At 56.1% G+C, this 1,346-nt stretch carries 1 rRNA gene; it reads right to left on the bottom strand.

What is annotated here, in order from left to right:
- Window positions 1-21: 21 nt before the first annotated feature.
- Window positions 22-1,346, bottom strand: a 23S ribosomal RNA gene (locus tag ACFXPK_RS32925); the annotation flags it as partial.

Here is a 1,346-nt window from a genome sequence, read left to right as displayed (position 1 = left end):
ACACAGTGGACGCGAGCAACTGAGGACAAGCCCTCGGCCTATTAGTACCAGTCAGCTCCAACCGTTACCGGTCTTCCACATCTGGCCTATCAACCCAGTAGTCTCCTGGGAGCCTTAACCCCTCATGGGGGTGGGAGTCCTCATCTCGAAGCAGGCTTCCCGCTTAGATGCTTTCAGCGGTTATCCTTTCCGAACGTAGCCAACCAGCCATGCCCTTGGCAGAACAACTGGCACACCAGAGGTTCGTCCGTCCCGGTCCTCTCGTACTAGGGACAGCCCTTCTCAAGACTCCTGCGCGCGCAGCGGATAGGGACCGAACTGTCTCACGACGTTCTAAACCCAGCTCGCGTACCGCTTTAATGGGCGAACAGCCCAACCCTTGGGACCGACTCCAGCCCCAGGATGCGACGAGCCGACATCGAGGTGCCAAACCATCCCGTCGATATGGACTCTTGGGGAAGATCAGCCTGTTATCCCCGGGGTACCTTTTATCCGTTGAGCGACGGCGCTTCCACAAGCCACCGCCGGATCACTAGTCCCGACTTTCGTCCCTGCTCGACCCGTCGGTCTCACAGTCAAGCTCCCTTGTGCACTTACACTCAACACCTGATTACCAACCAGGCTGAGGGAACCTTTGGGCGCCTCCGTTACTCTTTAGGAGGCAACCGCCCCAGTTAAACTACCCATCAGACACTGTCCCTGATCCGGATCACGGACCCAGGTTAGACATCCAGCACGACCAGAGTGGTATTTCAACGGCGACTCCACCTGAACTGGCGTCCAAGCTTCAAAGTCTCCCACCTATCCTACACAAGCCGAACCGAACACCAATATCAAACTATAGTAAAGGTCCCGGGGTCTTTCCGTCCTGCTGCGCGAAACGAGCATCTTTACTCGTAGTGCAATTTCACCGGGCCTATGGTTGAGACAGTCGAGAAGTCGTTACGCCATTCGTGCAGGTCGGAACTTACCCGACAAGGAATTTCGCTACCTTAGGATGGTTATAGTTACCACCGCCGTTTACTGGCGCTTAAGTTCTCAGCTTCGCCACCCCGAAGAATGACTAACCGGTCCCCTTAACGTTCCAGCACCGGGCAGGCGTCAGTCCGTATACATCGCCTTACGGCTTCGCACGGACCTGTGTTTTTAGTAAACAGTCGCTTCTCGCTGGTCTCTGCGGCCACCCCCAGCTCAGAGTGCAAAACTCATCACCAGGAATGGCCCCCCTTCTCCCGAAGTTACGGGGGCATTTTGCCGAGTTCCTTAACCATAGTTCACCCGAACGCCTCGGTATTCTCTACCTGACCACCTGAGTCGGTTTAGGGTACGGGCCGCCATGAAACTCG

Origin of the sequence: Streptomyces sp. NPDC059142, assembly GCF_042755665.1 — a bacterium.
Taxonomy (GTDB): domain Bacteria; phylum Actinomycetota; class Actinomycetes; order Streptomycetales; family Streptomycetaceae; genus Streptomyces.
The sequence above is the reverse complement of the archived record's forward strand: the minus strand, read 5'-3'. Positions and strand labels throughout refer to the sequence as shown.